The following is a 16,266-nucleotide window of genomic DNA, read 5'->3' on the forward strand; positions in this document are numbered from 1 at the left end:
CATGCTGCTGCAACTGCCGCTGCTGCGCCAGGAACTGGCGATCGACGCCGGCCCGCGGCTGGCCGACGGCCAGCCCAGCTGGACGCTGCACGACCCGGTGCGCAACCAGTTCTTCCAGCTCGACTGGCCCAGCTTTGAAATGCTGAGCCGCTGGGACCTGAAAAATCCCCACGTGCTGCTGGAACAGATCAACCGCGACACCACGCTGCAACTGGCGCTGGACGACCTCGACCGCTTGCTGACGTTCCTGCGCGAGCAGCAGCTGCTGCAGCCGGCGCGCGGCGCGGCGGCGGCGCTGGCCGCAGCGCGCGCCCGGCAGCGCGGCAGCTGGCACCAGTGGCTGCTGCATAACTACCTGTTTTTCCGCATCCCGCTGGTGCGGCCGGACCGCTGGCTGGAACGCGTCACACCGCGACTGGGCTGGCTGTTCTCGCCGCTGTTCCGCTGGCTGACGCTGGCCGCCGGCGTGCTCGGCCTGGCCGGCGCGTACCGCGAATGGGACCGCTTCAGCGCCACGCTGATGGACACGCTGAGCTGGCACGGCGCGCTGCTGTACGGCTGCGCCATCACCTTTGCCAAGGTCTGTCACGAGCTGGGCCACGCGCTGACCGCCAAGCGCTATGGCTGCCGCGTGCCGACCATGGGGCTGGCCTTCCTGGTCATGTGGCCGGTGGCCTACACCGACACCAACGAAGTGTGGAAGCTGGCGCGCCGCGAACAGCGGCTGGCGGTGGCCGGCGCCGGCATCATGACCGAGCTGATGATCGCCTGCTGGGCCACGCTGGCCTGGGTCTGGCTGCCGGAAGGCGGGCCGCAGCAGGTGGCCTTCCTGCTGTCGACCACCACCTGGATCACCACGCTGGCGATCAACGCCAGTCCCTTCATGCGCTTTGACGGCTACTTCCTGCTGTCCGACTACCTGGGCCTGCCCAACCTGCACAACCGCGCGTTCGCGCTGGCGCGCTGGGACCTGCGCGAGCGTTTGTTCGCGGCCGGCGCCGCGCCGCCGGAAGCCTTCCCGCCGCGGCTGCACGGCGGCCTGATCCTGTTTGCCTGGGCGGTGTGGATTTACCGGCTGGTGCTGTTCCTCGGCATCGCGGCGCTGGTCTACCACTTCTTCATCAAGGCGGTCGGCATCCTGCTGTTCATCGTGGAAATCGGCTGGTTCGTGGCGCTGCCGGTGTGGCGCGAGATCCAGGTCTGGCGCGCCCTGCCGCACGGCCGCCGCAGCCGCCGCAGCGCGCTGCTGCTGTTGCTGCTGGCGGCGCTGTGCGTGCTGCCGTGGCCCAACCGCGTGCTGACCTCCGGCCTGCTGCAGCCGCAGCAGCGGCTGGCGCTGTACGCGCCGCCCCACGCCACGCTGGAGGCGCTGCCGGTGGCCAATGGCCAGCAAGTCGCGGCCGGCGCCCCGCTGCTGCGGCTGGGCTCGCCGGAACTGGCGCTGCGCGCCGATGAAACCGGCGCCCGCCGGCAGGCGCTGGCCTGGCAATCGGCCGCCGCCGGGCTGGACGCCGGCAGCCGCAAGGACTGGCAGGTGCTGAACGACCAGCTGTCCTACGCCAGCGCCGAACGCGCCACGGTCGGCGCCGACCTGCAGCGCTACCGGCCGCTGGCGCCGTACGCCGGCGTGCTGGTCGATGTCGATCCCGACCTGCGCCCCGGCCAGTGGTTGCAGAACCAGGAATATGTGGGCTCGCTGGTGGCGGCCGGCAAGTGGCAGGTGGTCGCCTATGTCGACGAGGACGCGGTGCGCCGCATCGCCCGCGGCGACCGCGCGCTGTTCATCGCCGACGGCATGGCCGGCCCGGCGCTGCGCCTGACCGTGGCCAGCATCGACCGCGACGCCAGCCGCGTGCTGGGCGAACCGGAACTGGCTGCGCTGTTCGGCGGCGACGTGCTGGTGCGCGAAAAGCACGGCGTGCTGTATCCCGAGCAGGCGGTGTACCGGGTGCTGTTGCAGGCCGACACCGAGCTGCCGCCGTCGACGCCGGCGTGGCGCGGCCATGTCGCCATCGCCGGCGACTGGGAGGCGCCGGCGCTGCGCTTCCTGCGCACCGCCGCCTCGGTGGCCTGGCGCGAGGCCGGCTTCTGACCTTCGGACAGGGCGTGGAATTGCCGCTCGTGGTATCGTAGCTGGTTGGGCGCGCGCCCGGTTTTCAAAAACAGCAAGATTGCAATACCATGGCAGAAAAGATCATCATGATGGCCGAGCAACGTGGCGACGTGCCGGTCATCCCCGCCACGCTCGAAACACCGACCGGCCTGCTGGGCGACCAGCTGGCGCGGCCGCTGCACGACCTGCGCATATCCGTCACCGACCGCTGCAACTTCCGCTGCGTGTACTGCATGCCGAAAGCGGTGTTCAACAGCGATTATCAATACCTGCCGCATACCTCGCTGCTGTCGTTTGAAGAAATCACCCGCATCGCCAGGCTGTTCATCGCCCACGGCGTCGAAAAAATCCGCCTGACCGGCGGCGAACCGCTGCTGCGCAAGCACATCGAGCGCCTGGTCGGCATGCTGGCCGAGCTCAAGACCGTCAGCGGCAAGCCGCTCGACCTGACCCTGACCACCAATGCCTCGCTGCTGGCGCGCAAGGCGCAGTCGCTGAAGGACGCCGGCCTGCAACGCGTGACGGTGTCGCTCGACGCGCTGGACAACGCCACCTTCCAGCGCATGAACGATGTCGATTTCTCGGTCGACGATGTGCTGAAGGGCATCGACGCCGCGCACCAGGTCGGCCTGGGGCCGATCAAGATCAATATGGTAGTCAAGGGCGGCATGAACGAGCAGCAGATCCTGCCGATGGCGCGCCATTTCCGCGGCTCGCCCTACATCCTGCGCTTTATCGAGTACATGGACGTGGGCGCGTCCAACGGCTGGAAGATGGACGAGGTGATTCCGTCGGCCGAGGTGGTGCGCCGCATCAGCGCCGAGATGCCGCTGGAGCCGGCGGCCGCCAATTACAGCGGCGAGACGGCGTCGCGCTGGCGCTACGCCGATGGCGGCGGCGAGATCGGCGTCATTTCCAGCGTGTCGCAGGCATTTTGCGCGGACTGCACTCGCGCGCGCCTGTCGACCGAGGGTAAAACTGTACACCTGTCTGTTCGCCACCAGCGGCCACGATCTGCGCGCGCTGCTGCGCGAGGGCCGCAGCGATGCGGAAATCAGCACCGCGCTGGCGCATCTGTGGCGCGCGCGCGGCGACCGCTATTCGGAGCTGCGCACCAGCCAGACGGCGGAGCTGCGCCGCAGCGCGAACAAAGTGGAAATGTCTTATATCGGGGGTAGTTTTGTCTTTGAAGAGCAAGGTCACCGGATTGATCCTGGCGGGCGGCCGCGGCACCCGCATGGGCCGCGTCGATAAGGGCTTGCAGCCGTTTCGCGGCACGACGCTGGTAGCGCAGGTGCTGGCCCGCCTGGCGCCGCAGGTGGCGTCGCTGGCGATCAACGCCAACCGCAATCTGCCGCAGTACCAGGCGCTGGCCGGCGCCGCGCCGGTGCTGCCGGATTACCTGGATGGGTTTGCCGGGCCGCTGGCCGGCTTGCAGGTCGGCCTGCAGTTCTGCCCTACCGAGTTGCTGCTGACGGCGCCGTGCGATTCGCCATTCTTCCCGCTGGATATGGCTGAACGCCTGCACGCGGCGCTTGAGGCCGAGGACGCCGACCTGGCAATGGCGGTGACCATGGAGCGCGATCCGGAACAGCCGGATGCGGCGCCGTTCCGCCAGCCGCACCCGGTGTTCAGCCTGGTGAAGGCCAGCGTGCTGCCGCAGCTGGAGGCCTATCTGGCGACCGGCGCGCGGCGCATGGAAGGCTTCTACAAGTCGCTGCGCGTGGCCGAGGTGCTGTTCGACGACAGCGCCGCCTTCAGCAACATCAACACACTCGAAGACCTGCACCACCACGAGCGCACGGCCGCCGCGCCGGACCGCGCGCCAGCGGCCGCGCCACCGGGCCGCGCCGCCGGCTCGCCGCAAGGCGCGGCCAGCGGCGCAGCGGGCAGCCGCGCGGCCGATGGCGATCCGGCGGCGCTGGCGGTCGAGCAGGCGCAGCGCCTGATCTGCGCGCGCATCGCGCCGGTCGAGGCGACCGAGACGCTTGCGCTGCTGGCCGCCCTCGATCGCGTGCTGGCGGAGGACATCGTGTCGCCGATCAACGTGCCGGCCTACGACAACTCGGCCATGGACGGCTATGCCCTGCGCGGCAGCGATCTGCCGGCCGAAGGCGCGACCGCCACGTTCAAGAGCATCGGCGTCGCCTACGCCGGCCACCCGTTCGCGCAAGCGCCGCAGGCCGGGCAGTGCGTGCGCATCATGACCGGCGCCGCCATCCCGCCCGGCTGCGACAGCGTGCTGCCGCAGGAACTGGCCGCCGGCATTGACGGCGACAACGTCACCATCGCCCACAACGCCATCCGCGCCGGCGCCAACCTGCGCCGCGCCGGCGAGGACCTGAAGGCCGGCGGCATCGCCATCGCCAAGGGCAAGCTGCTGCGCCCCGCGGACCTGGGCCTGATCGCCTCGCTCGGCATCGGCGAAGTCACGGTCCGGCGCAAGCTGAAGGTGGCGTTCTTCTCCACCGGCGACGAACTGCGCTCGCTCGGCGAAAAACTTGAGGATGGCTGCGTCTACGACAGCAACCGCTACACGCTGTTCGGCATGCTGCAACGCCTCGGCTGCGAAGTATTAGACATGGGCGTGGTGCGCGACGACCCGCAAGCGCTGGAGGCGGCGCTGCGCGCGGCGGCCCAGAATGCGGACGCCATCATCACCTCCGGCGGCGTCTCCGAAGGTGCGGCCGACCACACGCGCGAGATCATGGCGCTGCTGGGCGACGTCGCCTTCTGGAAGCTGGCCATGCGCCCCGGCCGCCCGCTGGCTTTCGGCAAAGTGCAAACCGGGCAGGACAGCGCCTGGCTATTCGGCCTGCCCGGCAATCCGGTGGCGGTCATGGTTTCGTTCTACATGTTCGCCCGCCCCGCCCTGCTGCGCATGATGGGCGCCGACAGCCAACTGCAAACCATGCAGGCGCGCGCCGCGCAGGCCATCCGCAAGCGTGCCGGCCGCACCGAATACCAGCGCGGCATCATCAGCCTGGCGGAGGACGGCGCGCCGCAAGTGCGCCTGACCGGCGCCCAGGGCTCGGGCATCCTCAGCTCCATGACCGAAGCCAACTGCATCGTCGTGCTGCGCCACGACCAGGGCAACGTCGACGCCGGCGACATGGTCGACGTTATGCTGTTCGACGGGCTTGTGTAGCCACCATCAGCATGCCGCAGCCCAGCGCCGCGAAGGCCCACTGCAAGCCGACGGCATGCGCGACAAAGCCGATCATGCCCGGCCCCACCAGGATGCCGGCGTAGCCGATGGTTGAAATCGCGCTGACCGCCAGCCCGGCCGGCATGTCACGCTGATTGCCGGCCGCCGAAAACAGCACCGGCACGATGTTCGACGCGCCGCAGCCGATCAGCGCGAAGCCCGGCAGCGCCAGCCACGCCGACGGCGCCAGCACCACGATCAGGAAGCCGGCGGCAGCGGCCAGTCCACCCAGCAGCATCACGCGGCGGCCGCCGAAACGCTGCACGATCCGGTCGCCATTCAGGCGGCCGACGGTCATCGCCACCGCAAACACCGCGTACCCCAGGCCGCCCTGCGCACCGCTCATGCCAACGCTGGTCAGCATCACCGCGCTCCAGTCGAGCACCGCGCCTTCGGCCAGGAACACGAACATGCACAACACGCCGATCAGCACCACGGCGCCGCGCGGCACCGCCAGGAAGGGCGCGTCGCGCTCCGCCGGCGGCGCCTCGCGCAGCAGGTGCGGCGCCGCAGCCAGCAGCACGCCGGCGCAAATGACCGTCATCGCCAGCGAGGCGCTGACTATGCCCATGCCCAGCCACAGCATCAAACTCATGCCGCCCGCACCGGCAATGCCGCCGACGCTGAACATGCCATGGAAGCCCGACATCAGCGCGCCGCCGTAATCCTTCTCGACGATCACCGCCTGCACATTCATCGACACATCCAGCGTGCCGATGGCGGCGCCGAACAGGAACAGGACCAGCGCCAGCAAGGCGCGCTCGGTGCAATCGCCAAAAATGGCAGCACCGCGCAGCAGCCGAACCCGGACAACAGGATCACCGGGCGGCAGCCGAAGCGCGCCGCCAGCGCGCCGGTCAACGGCATGGCCATCAGCGAGCCGATACCGAGGCACAGCAGCAGCAAGCCCAGTTGCGCCGCCTCGACGCCGGTGCGCGCTTGCGCGTAAGGCACCAGCGGCGCCCACGAGGACATGGCCATGCCGGCCACGAGGAAAGCCAGGCGCGTCGAGACGCGCTGTTTCAAACCAGTCGTTTTCATTGGATTCATGCGTCCGCGCGCAGCAGGCGGGTGCCAGCGGCGGCATAAGCCTGCGCTACATCCTCGCCCGTCGCGGCTTCGACGATCAAGTGGGTTAATTGGGAAATGGGCAGCACGCGGTAGGTGGCCACCGCGCCGATCTTGCTGGCGGTGGCAACCACCGCCGTGGCCTTGCTGTGCGCCGCCAGGCGGCGCTTGAACTCGGCCTCTTCGTAATCGACGGTGGTAATCCCGGCCTGCAGATCGACGCCGCAGGCGCCAACAAAATACAGGTCGGGATGGATCAGTTCCAGCTCGCGCATCGCCGTGGCGCCTACGCTGCCGCCCAGGCTTTGCTTGATGCGGCCGCCGATCATGATCAGGTCCACATGCGGCTTGTCCAGCAGCCGCGCCGCGATCGAAGGCGCATTGGTCAGCACCGTCACCGGCGCTGTTGGCAGCGCTTCGGCGATGGCGAGATTGCTGGAGCCGGCGTCCAGGAAGACCGTGCTGCCCGGCGCGACCAGCCGCGCGGCGGCCGCCGCCAGGCGGGACTTGTCGTCCTGCCCACGCGTCATGCGCTGCGCCAGCGTGCCGGCCTCGGGCGACGCCGGCATGCGCACCGCGCCGCCATACACCTTCTGGCACAAGCCGGCGGCGGCCAGGTCGCGCAGGTCGCGACGGATCGTGTCTTCGGTAACGTTGAGTTCACGCGCCAGCGTGGCGGCCAGCACCCGGCCATCGTCAGCGAGTTGTTTAAGTATTAAAGCGTGCCGCTCAGGCAGCAGCAGCGGTTCGGTTTTCATGCGCACATTGTACACAAGTGCGCAACAACGCGCACAAACAAGTATAAATGCGCACAAACTTATTCGTTGTCGAGCTCGCGCTTGTCGATGTCCGCGCCCATGAGCAGCTGCGCCTGCTCGCTCGGCAGGGCCTCCACGGTTTTCAGCTTGCGCGCCATGACGCGGCTGCGCGTTTCGGCCGATTCGATATTCTTGGCGGCGCGCTCCAGCGTCAGCTTGGTGGCGGCCAGCACGTCGCCAAACTTGGCGAACTCGGTCTTCACGGCGCCCAGCACCTGCCACACTTCCGACGAGCGCTTTTCCAGCGCCAGCGTGCGGAAGCCCATCTGCAAGCTGTTGAGCAGCGCCGTCAGCGTCGACGGGCCGGCAATGCTGATGCGGTTCACGCGCTGCAACTCATCGGCCAGGCCGGGACGGCGCATCACTTCCGCGTACAGGCCCTCGGTCGGCAGGAACAGGATCGCGAAGTCGGTGGTGTGCGGCGGTGCGACGTATTTTTCCGAGATGGTGCGCGCCTCGTTGCGCACCGCGCGTTCCAGTTCGCGGCCGGCCAGCGCCACGCCTTCCGCGTCGGCGCTGTCGGCCGCCTCCAGCAGGCGCTCGTACTGCTCTTTCGGGAACTTGGCGTCGATCGGCATCCACACCGGTACGCCGCTGTCGCCCTGGCCCGGCAGCTTCAGCGCGAACTCGACGCGCGCGCCGCTGCCGGCAATGGTTTCGACGTTCTTCGCATACTGGTCCGGTGTGAGCACCTGCTCCAGCAGCATCTCCAGTTGCACCTCGCCCCACGTGCCGCGCGTCTTCACATTGGTCAGCACGCGCTTCAGGTCGCCGACGCCCAGCGCCAGCTGCTGCATCTCGCCCAGTCCCTGGTGCACGCGTTCGAGCCGCTCGGACACCTGCTGGAACGAGGCGTTCAGGCGCGTTTCCAGCGTTGCGTGCAGTTTCTCGTCCACGGTCTTGCGCATTTCCTCCAGGCGCGCGCCGTTGTCCGCTTGCAGATCCTTGATTTTCAGTTCCAGCGTGGCGCGGATTTCCTCCATGCGCTGATGCATGGTGTCGGAGAACAGCTTCAGGCTGCGCGCCTGCTCGTTGCGGCCGACCAGGCCTTGCGCCTCCAGCTGGCGGCGCATCGCCTCGAACTGCTGCACCGAGGCGGCGTTGCTGGCCTGCGCGGTGGTTTGCAGCTGCATGCGCACCTCGCGCTCGACGCGCTCGATGCGTTCGGCCAGATCGCCGGCCGGCGCGGCAACGTTGGCAGCGGCGCGGCCGCGCAGCAGCGCGGCCAGCTGCAACACGATGACGACGGCCAGCGCCGCCAGCAACACGAAAAACTCGATCTGGCTCATGGCATCAATCCGGCTTGTTACGCATCCAGTCGGCGGTCTGGAAGAAGGAATTCATCAGGCGCACGCGCAGTGCGGTGTCGATGCCGACATCCTCCATCGCCCACGCCATGCAGCGCAGCCACTGGTCGCGTTCCTGGGTGCCGATGGCGAACGGCATGTGGCGCATGCGCAGGCGCGGATGGCCGTGCGCCTGCTGGTACAGATCGGGGCCGCCCATCCAGCCGCTGAGGAACATGAACAGGCGCTGGTTGGCGTTGTCCAGCGATGGGCCGTGCACCGAGCGCAGCAGCTGGAACTCGGGTTCGAGCTCCATCAGGTCGTAAAAACGGTTGACCATCTCGCGGATGGTCGACTCGCCGCCAATTACTTCATAGAGGGTACGGGATTCTTCAGTCATACCCGCCATGATAGCTTATACCAGCGCCAGCCTGCGCAGGCGGCGCGTGGAAGACCAGTGCTCCACGCCGGCCGCGTCGCGGATCTGTTCGCAGGCGTGGACGATGCGCGCCAGCTGCGCGCGATCCAGCCCGGAATTGAGCGTCAGCCGCACCAGCGAGCGGTTCTTCGGCGTCGCCGGCGCGCAGAACATGGCGCCGTAGACGCCGTGCTGTTCCAGCAGCTTGCGCAGCGCCAGCGTCTTCGGCTCCGGCCCCGGCTCCAGCGCGATGATCTGCTCGCTGCCGTCGCTGACGTTGTAGCCCAGCGCGCCGAGGTCCTCGCGCAGCGCGCGCGCGTGGCGGCGCAGCGCGGCGCGGCGGTCATCGGCGGCGGCGATGAAGTCGATGGCCGCGTCGAACCACGCCAGCTCGTGCCCCAGCAGGCAGGAACTGAAAATCGCCGGCCGCGACTCGGACAGGAAGTAGCCCTTGAAATGGCTGCTACAGGTGATGAAGCCGGCGCGGCCGGCGAACGCCTTGGCCAGCGACGCCGTGCGGAAGTGGACCCGCCCGCCCAGGCCCTGCGCCGCCACCAGCCCGGCGCCGCGCGGCCCGTGCGTGCCCAGCGAATGCGATTCGTCGACGATCAGCATGCAGCCGCTGTGCTCGGCGATGTCGGCCAGCTGCGCCAGCGGCGCGATGCTGCCGTTGGTGCTGTACAGCGCGTCGACCGCGATCAGGCCGCGCCCATGGCGCTGCAACTGCCTGCGCAGGTGGTCCATGTCGTTGTGCAGGAAGGGCACCGGCAGCGCGCCGGCCGACTGCACGCCCTCCCACAGCGAGGCGTGCGCCTGCATGTCCAGATACACCGGCACGCCCGGCGCGGCCAGCGTCTGCACCAGCCCGACGTTGGCGGCCCAGCCCGATTGCGCCAGGACGCCGTCCTCGGCGCCCATGAAACGCGCCAGCCGCCGCTCCAGCCGGTGCTGCGCGCTGCCCTGCTGCAGGTACACGGCCGACATCAGCATCTCGCCCTGGCTGTGCTGCAGCGCCCGCATCTGGGCGCCGACCAGCGCCGGCTCGCCGGTCAGGCACAGGTAGTCGTTACCGGCCAGGAACACCGCATCGGCCGGCCTCGGCTGCCACGCGTGCGGGTGCTCGCCGCCCAGCAGTTGCGCAATGCGGGTGACATAGTGCAGATCCATGCGGCGGCTGACAAAGTCGGGAAAGCGGGCCGCCGGCGGGGGCTGGATGGACGCGCGGGTCATGGCATATCTCCTTGAAATATGGACAGAAAAACAGCACCATGCGGCTAAAAAAACTCATCGAGATTGATGCGGATCAATTACCGTCTTGATATCCCAGAACACGTTGTAAATTAAGGCGATGATGGCAACTTGATAAAAGTCAAACGTCATCATGAAGCCCACCCCGCACGCACGCTGGAAGCGCTGGCAACACGGACTGGTGCAGTCCCTGCTGCTGTATCACGGCCGCGCAGACCACGCCACCGTGCGCGTACTGCTGCTCGCCTGCATCGGCACCGTGGGCATGCCGCTGTACTACGTGATCTGGCAGCACTTTTTCCCGCAGGAGTACGAGTCGCTGTCGCTGCGCCTGCTCGGCATCGTGCTGTGCGCGCTGGGGCTGTTCGCGCGCCAGTTCGGCCGGCAGATGCTGCACCTGTACCTGCTGGTCACGCTCAGCTACATCTTTCCTTTTTCTTCACGTTCATGTTTCTGATGAACCACGCGTCCGGCGTGTGGAGCGAGTCGCTGCTGATCGGCCTGGTGGTGCTGTTTCACTTCGACACCGGCCTGGCGCTGCGCGCCTACCTCATCGGCACGACGCTGGCCTGCGCGGCGGCGGCGGCGCTGGGCGCGGGCGACATGCTGCTCAGCCGGCAGGTGCTGCAACAGGTGCCGATCCACTGGTTCACCATCGCCGTGCTGTCGGTCGCCAAGATCAGCCGCCACGTGCTGGCGCAGGAGAAGCTGGCCGGCATGGGCGCCGGCCTGGCCACCGTGGCGCACGAGCTGCGCACGCCGCTCACCAGCGTCGACGCCAATGTGCGCGGCCTGCTGCGCATGATGGCCGACGCCCAGCCCCAGGGCCAGAACGCCGAGGACCGCCTGACCATCATCGACGCGCTGGCGCGCATCCAGTTCGAGGTGCGCCACATGAACCACATGATCGACCTGTTCCTGCTGAGCGCGACGGCGGTGCGGCAGAACCTGCATCCGGTGGAAACGGTGTCGATGGAAACCGTGGTGGAGGCGGTGCTGAAGCGCTATCCCTTCTCCAGCATCAAGCAGCAGAAGATGGTCAGGCTGGAAGTGCGCCGCAACTTCCAGTTCGCCGGTCAGACCGAGCTGGCGGTGGTGGTCCTGCTGAACCTGCTGCGCAACGCGCTGCGGGCGGTGCAGCGCGCCGGCAAGGGGCGCGTGCGCATCGTCATCGACGGCGGCCACCAGCCGCCGCGCCTGCTGTTCATCGACACCGGCTGCGGCATCGCGGCGCCGCAGCTGGCGATGATTTTCCGCCGCTTCTATTCGCATCCGCCGCACAACGGCGCCGGCATCGGGCTGGCGCTGTGCAAGGAGATCATGGATGCGTGGAACGCCAACATCCGCTGCGTATCGCGCGAGAGCGCCTATGCCATCTTCGTTCTTGAATTCCCGCCGAGGTGAGTCATGCATCTGCCCGTTTATGCCCATCCCACGCTGACCGTGCTGGTCGACGACAGCGATTCCTTCCTGCGCAGCCTGTCGTTCCAGCTCGATCCGATGCTGGCCAATAAAACCTTCCACGACACCACCGAAGCGCTGCGCTGGCTGTGCAGCAGCGCGCCGGACAGCGCGTTGCCGCTGCACGTCAACTTCGACATGCAGAACCTGCCGGCCGACCAGTGCAATGTGACGCTGGAGCTGGACCGCATCTACCGCATCGCCGAACAGCGCGAGCGCTTCGCCACGCCGTCGGTGCTGGTGGTCGATTATTCGATGCCGCAGATGAACGGGCTGGAATTCTGCGCGGCGGTGGCGCACCTGCCGTGCAAGAAGATTTTATTCACCGGCGCGGCCGATGAGAAGGTGGCGGTCAGCGCCTTCAATCGCGGCCTGATCGACCGTTACATCAAGAAAAGCGACGATCATGCGCTGGATCTGCTGGAGATGGAAATCGCCACCATGCAGGACTGTTACTTCGACAGCCGCTCCGATACGCTGCGCGAGATGGCGGCGCTGCACGATTACCGTTTTCTGACCGATCCGGCGCTGGCCGAGGTGGTGCGGGAACTGAAGCGCACGCTGGGCTTGGTCGAGCACTACATCTTTCCCAATCCGACCGGGATCCTGTTCATCGACCAGCATGGCAAGACGACGTTGATGGTGATCGAGACGGAGCACAGCATGCAGGCGCAATACGAGATAGCGCGCGACAGCGATGCGCCGCGCTCGCTGCTGCGGGCGCTGCTGGAGCGGCGGGTGCTGACCTTCTTTAGCGATCCGTTTGGCGATGGGATGTATATCAGCAGCATGGCGGAGAACTGGCACCGCTACAGCGCGGCGCCGCGCATGTGCCATGGCAGGGAGACGTATTATTGGGCGCTGTTTGATGTGCCGGGGCATTATTTCGACCAGCGGCCGGGGACGTATGCGCAGTTTTTGCAGGGGTTGCAGCCGGTGGCTACGGCGGCGTAGCGGCGACCGCGCGGAGCGTCCCGGGGCTGCTGCGCGCGTCTCCGCGGTGCGCCGCTCTCGCCTATCCCTCCGTCGTCCCCGCGAAGGCGGGGACCCATGGAACGCATGCTCGGCATGGGTCCCCGCCTTTGCGGGGACGACGTCAGGCTTCGCGGAGGGTTTGCAGCGGCGGCTGGCGCAACACATTGCGCAGCCCCAGCCAGCCACCAGCGATCGCGCACAACGCACCGGCCACCAGCCCCACCAGCCACACCGCCGGGCTGAACTCCCACGCAAACTTGAACTGGTACGTCGCCAACGCCCAGCCCATCGCCGCCGCGCCGGTCGCCGCCAGCACGCCCGACAGCGCTCCCACCAGCGTGAACTCGATCAACTGCGCCTGCGACAGCTGCTTGCGCGTCGCCCCCAGCGCCCGCAGCAGGCCCGATTCGCGCGTACGCTCGTCCTGCGAGCCCATCAAGGCCGCATACAGCACCAGCACACCGGACGCCAGCGTAAAGATAAACAGGAACTCCACCGCCGTAATCACCTGATCCAGCACCGCCTGCACCTGGCGCAGAATGCCGCCGACATCAACAATGGTCAGGTTGGGATAATCGCGCGTGAGCGCGTTCATCAGCGTGCCCTGGCCTTGCGGCAGGTGGAAAGCAGTCAGCCAGCTCTGCGAGATATCGGTCATCGCCGCCGGATTGATGATGGCAAAAAAATTGACCCGCATCGAACCCCAGTCCAGCTTGCGGATGCTGGTGATGGTCACGTCCACCGGCGAGCCGGCGATCTCGAAGCGCAGCTTGTCGCCGAGTTTCCAGCGCAGCGTCTTGGCGATGCCCTCTTCCACCGACACCTCCGGGAAGCCGGGCCGGTCCTCGAACCACTTGCCCTGCACGATCTTGTTCTCGGCCTGCATCTGCGCCATGGTCGACAGGTTGAACTCGCGGTCGGCCAGGCCGCGCGCGCGGTCCTCGGTGTAGGTCTCGGCAGTGACCGGCACGCCGTTCACCTGCGTCAGGCGGCCGCGTATCATCGGGTATTGCGGCGCGTAATCCACGCCGGCCGCCTTCAGCCGCCTGCCGATATCGGCGCCCTGCTCCGGCTGGATGTTGATGATGAAACGGTTGGGCGCATCCGGCGGCGTGGCGTTGCGCCAGGCGGTCATCAGGTCGCCGCGCACCACGGTCAGCACCAGCAGCGCCATCATGCCCATGGCCAGCGACACCACCTGCACGATGGTCGCGCCCGGCCGGCGCTGCAGGGAAGTCACGGCAAAGCGCCAGCTTTGATGATCGATGGCGCCGCGCAGCGAGCGCAGCGAACGCAATCCCAGCCACGCCACCAGGCCGAACACGGCGAACGCGCCAAAGAAGCCCAGCGCCGTGTACAGCGCCATCTTCGGGTCGCCCGCCTGCCACAGCAGCAGCGCAACAAAGCCGGCCATGCCGAAGCCGTAGGTGGCCAGCGCGCCGACTTTCGGCGCCTCCTGTTCACGCCGGATCACGCGGTTGTGCGGCACCTTGCGCAGTTGCAGGATCGGCGGCAGCGCGAACGCGGCCAGCAGCACAATGCCGATCGCCATGCCTTGCAGCGCCGGGAAAACAGTCGGCGCCGGCAGCTCGGCCGACACCAGCGATCCCAGCACCTCCAGCAGCACGTAGTGCGCGCCGAAACCGACCGCCACGCCTAGCGCGCTGCCGGCCACGCCGACCAGCAGGAATTCGATCAGGTACATCAGCGTCACCTGGTTCTGCGTCAGGCCCAGGCAGCGCAGCATGGCGCAGGCGTCCAGGTGGCGCTGCATGAAGCGGCGCGCGGCCATCGCCACCGCCACCGCCGCCAGCATGGCCGACAGCAGGCCGACCAGCGACAGGAAGCGGTCGGCGCGCTCCAGCGTGGTCTGCATTTCAGGACGGCCATCGAGCGACTCGACGCGCACGCCCTTGATATTGTTGTTCTTGATTTCCGCCTTGACCCACTCCTCGTAGGCCTTGGCGACCTGGGCGCCGTTCTTCAGCGACGCCGGCGCGCCGATCAGCAGGCGGTAGTTGACGCGCGAGCCGGGCTGGATCAGGTTGGTGGCCTCCAGGTCGGACAAGGCAAACATCACGCGCGGCGCAAAGGCCATGAAGTTGGCGCCGCGATCCGGTTCGCCGGCAATCAGCTGCGTGATGGTGAATTTCTTGTCGCCCAGCTGGATCTGCTGGCCGACGGCGGTGTTCAGGCTGCCCAGCAGGCCCGGCTCGACCCACACGGTGCCGGGCGCCGGCACCACATAGGCGGCGGCGCCGATGCTCTGCTCGGCCTGCGCGGCGTCGGTCGTGGTCTTGACCTTGCCGCGCAGCGGATAGCCGGGGCCGACGGCCTTCAGGGCCGACAGCACCGATGTCGATAGCTCGCCCTCGCCAGCCTGCGCCATGCTGGGGAAGCCGACGGTGTCGGTCACCACCAGCCCGCGCCGCACGGCCTGCTCGCGCCACGCGGCGCGCACCGGCAGGTCGGCGCTGACCACGACGTCGGCGCCGAGCAACTGGTGGGCGTCACGCTCCAGGCCGCTCCGCAGGCGGTCGATGAAGAAGCCGGTGGCGGACAGGGCCGCCACGGCCACCGTCAGCGCAATCAGCAGAAAGCGCAGCTGGCCGGCGCGCCAGTCGCGCGCCGTCATGTTGAGGGCGAGTTTGAACATTTAGACCTTTGCGAAGAATGCGTCCACTTCATCCAGATACTTCTGCTTCTGCGCGGCCGGCAGGAAGGCCGCCGCGAAGCTGTTGCGCGCCAGGCGCTGCGCGTGCGACAGGCCCAGCGGCAGCGCCTCGAAGGTGGCGATGAAGTTGTCGTTCATGTAGCCGCCGAAGTAAGCCGGGTCGTCCGAGTTGACGGTGGCCACGATATTGGCGTCCAGCAGTTCCACCAGATTGTGCTGGTGCATCTTGTCGAACACGCACAGCTTGATGTTGGACAGCGGGCACACGGTCAGCGCCATCTGCTCTCGCGCCAGGCGCTCGGTCAGCGCCCGGTCCTCCAGGCAGCGCACGCCGTGGTCGATGCGCTCGACTTTCAGCGTGTCGAGCGCAGTGTAGATGTACTCCGGCGGCCCTTCCTCGCCGGCGTGCGCCACCAGGTGCAGGCCCAGCTCGCGGCTGCGGGCGAACACGCGCGCGAATTTTTCCGGCGGGTTGCCAACCTCCGACGAATCGAGGCCGACGCCGATGAACTTGTCGCGGTACGGCAGCGCCGCGTCCAGCGTGGCGAGCGCGTCTTCTTCCGACAGGTGGCGCAGGAAGCACAGGATCAGCGTGGCGCTGACCGGGCTGTCCTGGCAGGCGCGGTGGATGCCGTTGATGATGACGTCCATCGGCACGCCGCGGTGCGTGTGCGTCTGCGGGTCGAAGAAGATTTCCGTGTGGCGCACGTTGTCCTGTTCCGCGCGCTTGAGATAGGCGGCCGTCATGTCATAGAAATCCTGCTCCTGCAACAGCACGCTGGCGCCAGCGTAATAAATGTCGAGGAAAGATTGCAGGTCGGTGAAGGCATACGCCGCGCGCAGTTCTTCCACCGAGCCGTAGTTCAGCTTGACGCCGTTGCGTTCGGCCAGTGCGAAGATCAGCTCCGGCTCCAGCGAGCCTTCGATGTGGATGTGCAGCTCGGCTTTCGGCATCTGCTGCAAAACACGGCGTAATTGATCGTTCAACATATTGATT

11 protein-coding genes and 2 pseudogenes are annotated in these 16,266 nt (G+C 67.6%); 6 read left to right on the forward strand and 7 right to left on the reverse strand.

Going from position 1 to position 16,266, the window contains the following annotated elements; all coding sequences use genetic code 11:
• Position 1 precedes the first annotated feature (1 nt).
• From ACRQ5J_RS23245 to moeA, 3 genes and pseudogenes are all read left to right on the forward strand, one after another.
• On the forward strand, positions 2 to 2,092 hold the full coding sequence (locus ACRQ5J_RS23245) for an HlyD family efflux transporter periplasmic adaptor subunit (RefSeq protein WP_432380195.1): 2,091 nt from the start codon (positions 2 to 4) through the stop codon (positions 2,090 to 2,092).
• A gap of 89 nt (positions 2,093 to 2,181) precedes the next feature.
• A pseudogene (gene moaA, locus ACRQ5J_RS23250) lies at positions 2,182 to 3,289 on the forward strand (GTP 3',8-cyclase MoaA); the annotation flags it as partial.
• Positions 3,290 to 3,293: 4 nt separating this feature from the next.
• Positions 3,294 to 5,261 carry a molybdopterin molybdotransferase MoeA gene (gene moeA, locus ACRQ5J_RS23255; RefSeq protein ID WP_432380197.1) on the forward strand — a complete coding sequence of 656 codons (1,968 nt, stop codon included), beginning with the start codon at positions 3,294 to 3,296 and terminating at the stop codon, positions 5,259 to 5,261.
• On the opposite strand, the pseudogene ACRQ5J_RS23260 reads toward moeA, so the two are convergent.
• The 5 genes and pseudogenes from ACRQ5J_RS23260 to cqsA form a co-directional block, all read right to left on the reverse strand.
• Positions 5,236 to 6,362 (reverse strand): annotated as a pseudogene (locus ACRQ5J_RS23260) (MFS transporter). The gene moeA and the pseudogene ACRQ5J_RS23260 overlap by 26 nt on opposite strands.
• Before the next feature lie 5 nt (positions 6,363 to 6,367).
• On the reverse strand, positions 6,368 to 7,147 hold the full coding sequence (locus ACRQ5J_RS23265) for a DeoR/GlpR family DNA-binding transcription regulator (protein ID WP_432380198.1): 780 nt from the start codon (positions 7,145 to 7,147) through the stop codon (positions 6,368 to 6,370).
• A gap of 59 nt (positions 7,148 to 7,206) precedes the next feature.
• Positions 7,207 to 8,496, reverse strand: coding sequence for a DNA recombination protein RmuC (locus tag ACRQ5J_RS23270; RefSeq protein ID WP_432380200.1), 1,290 nt, complete (start codon positions 8,494 to 8,496; stop codon positions 7,207 to 7,209).
• A 4-nt stretch (positions 8,497 to 8,500) separates the two neighbouring features.
• A complete protein-coding gene (locus ACRQ5J_RS23275) occupies positions 8,501 to 8,893 on the reverse strand; it encodes a group II truncated hemoglobin (RefSeq protein ID WP_432380202.1) in 393 nt (130 codons plus the stop codon).
• Between the two features lie 15 nt (positions 8,894 to 8,908).
• On the reverse strand, positions 8,909 to 10,141 hold the full coding sequence (gene cqsA / locus ACRQ5J_RS23280) for an alpha-hydroxyketone-type quorum-sensing autoinducer synthase (RefSeq protein ID WP_432380204.1): 1,233 nt from the start codon (positions 10,139 to 10,141) through the stop codon (positions 8,909 to 8,911).
• Between the two features lie 151 nt (positions 10,142 to 10,292).
• Here cqsA and ACRQ5J_RS23285 point away from each other — a divergent pair, with 151 nt between their 5' ends.
• From ACRQ5J_RS23285 to ACRQ5J_RS23295, 3 genes are read left to right on the forward strand one after another with little or no spacing between them, the layout of a single operon-like run.
• The gene (locus ACRQ5J_RS23285) at positions 10,293 to 10,616 is read left to right on the forward strand and encodes a hypothetical protein (RefSeq protein ID WP_432380206.1); all 324 of its coding nucleotides are present in this window, start codon (positions 10,293 to 10,295) and stop codon (positions 10,614 to 10,616) included.
• On the forward strand, positions 10,607 to 11,563 hold the full coding sequence (locus ACRQ5J_RS23290; protein ID WP_432380208.1) for a sensor histidine kinase: 957 nt from the start codon (positions 10,607 to 10,609) through the stop codon (positions 11,561 to 11,563). Before ACRQ5J_RS23285 ends, ACRQ5J_RS23290 begins: the two co-directional genes overlap by 10 nt.
• Positions 11,564 to 11,566: 3 nt before the next feature.
• Positions 11,567 to 12,574: a response regulator gene (locus tag ACRQ5J_RS23295; protein ID WP_432380210.1), complete on the forward strand. Its 1,008-nt coding sequence runs from the start codon at positions 11,567 to 11,569 to the stop codon at positions 12,572 to 12,574.
• A 142-nt stretch (positions 12,575 to 12,716) separates the two neighbouring features.
• Here ACRQ5J_RS23295 and ACRQ5J_RS23300 read toward each other — a convergent pair whose 3' ends face one another.
• A complete protein-coding gene (locus ACRQ5J_RS23300; RefSeq protein WP_432380212.1) occupies positions 12,717 to 15,251 on the reverse strand; it encodes an ABC transporter permease in 2,535 nt (844 codons plus the stop codon).
• Positions 15,252 to 16,259: an adenosine deaminase gene (locus ACRQ5J_RS23305; RefSeq protein WP_432380214.1), complete on the reverse strand. Its 1,008-nt coding sequence runs from the start codon at positions 16,257 to 16,259 to the stop codon at positions 15,252 to 15,254.
• Positions 16,260 to 16,266 lie beyond the last annotated feature (7 nt).

Source organism: Duganella sp. P38, assembly GCF_050859475.1.
Taxonomy (GTDB): Bacteria; Pseudomonadota; Gammaproteobacteria; order Burkholderiales; family Burkholderiaceae_D; genus Rugamonas.

Excerpts from the sequence above, each read along its gene's own strand:
- ACRQ5J_RS23245 (WP_432380195.1), top strand. The coding sequence starts at position 2 with ATGCTGCTGCAACTGCCGCTGCTGCGCCAGGAACTGGCGATCGACGCC.
- ACRQ5J_RS23265 (WP_432380198.1), bottom strand. The coding sequence starts at position 7,147 with ATGAAAACCGAACCGCTGCTGCTGCCTGAGCGGCACGCTTTAATACTT.
- ACRQ5J_RS23270 (WP_432380200.1), bottom strand. The coding sequence starts at position 8,496 with ATGAGCCAGATCGAGTTTTTCGTGTTGCTGGCGGCGCTGGCCGTCGTC.
- ACRQ5J_RS23275 (WP_432380202.1), bottom strand. The coding sequence starts at position 8,893 with ATGACTGAAGAATCCCGTACCCTCTATGAAGTAATTGGCGGCGAGTCG.
- cqsA (WP_432380204.1), bottom strand. The coding sequence starts at position 10,141 with ATGACCCGCGCGTCCATCCAGCCCCCGCCGGCGGCCCGCTTTCCCGAC.
- ACRQ5J_RS23285 (WP_432380206.1), top strand. The coding sequence starts at position 10,293 with ATGAAGCCCACCCCGCACGCACGCTGGAAGCGCTGGCAACACGGACTG.
- ACRQ5J_RS23290 (WP_432380208.1), top strand. The coding sequence starts at position 10,607 with ATGTTTCTGATGAACCACGCGTCCGGCGTGTGGAGCGAGTCGCTGCTG.
- ACRQ5J_RS23295 (WP_432380210.1), top strand. The coding sequence starts at position 11,567 with ATGCATCTGCCCGTTTATGCCCATCCCACGCTGACCGTGCTGGTCGAC.
- ACRQ5J_RS23300 (WP_432380212.1), bottom strand. The coding sequence starts at position 15,251 with ATGTTCAAACTCGCCCTCAACATGACGGCGCGCGACTGGCGCGCCGGC.
- ACRQ5J_RS23305 (WP_432380214.1), bottom strand. The coding sequence starts at position 16,259 with ATGTTGAACGATCAATTACGCCGTGTTTTGCAGCAGATGCCGAAAGCC.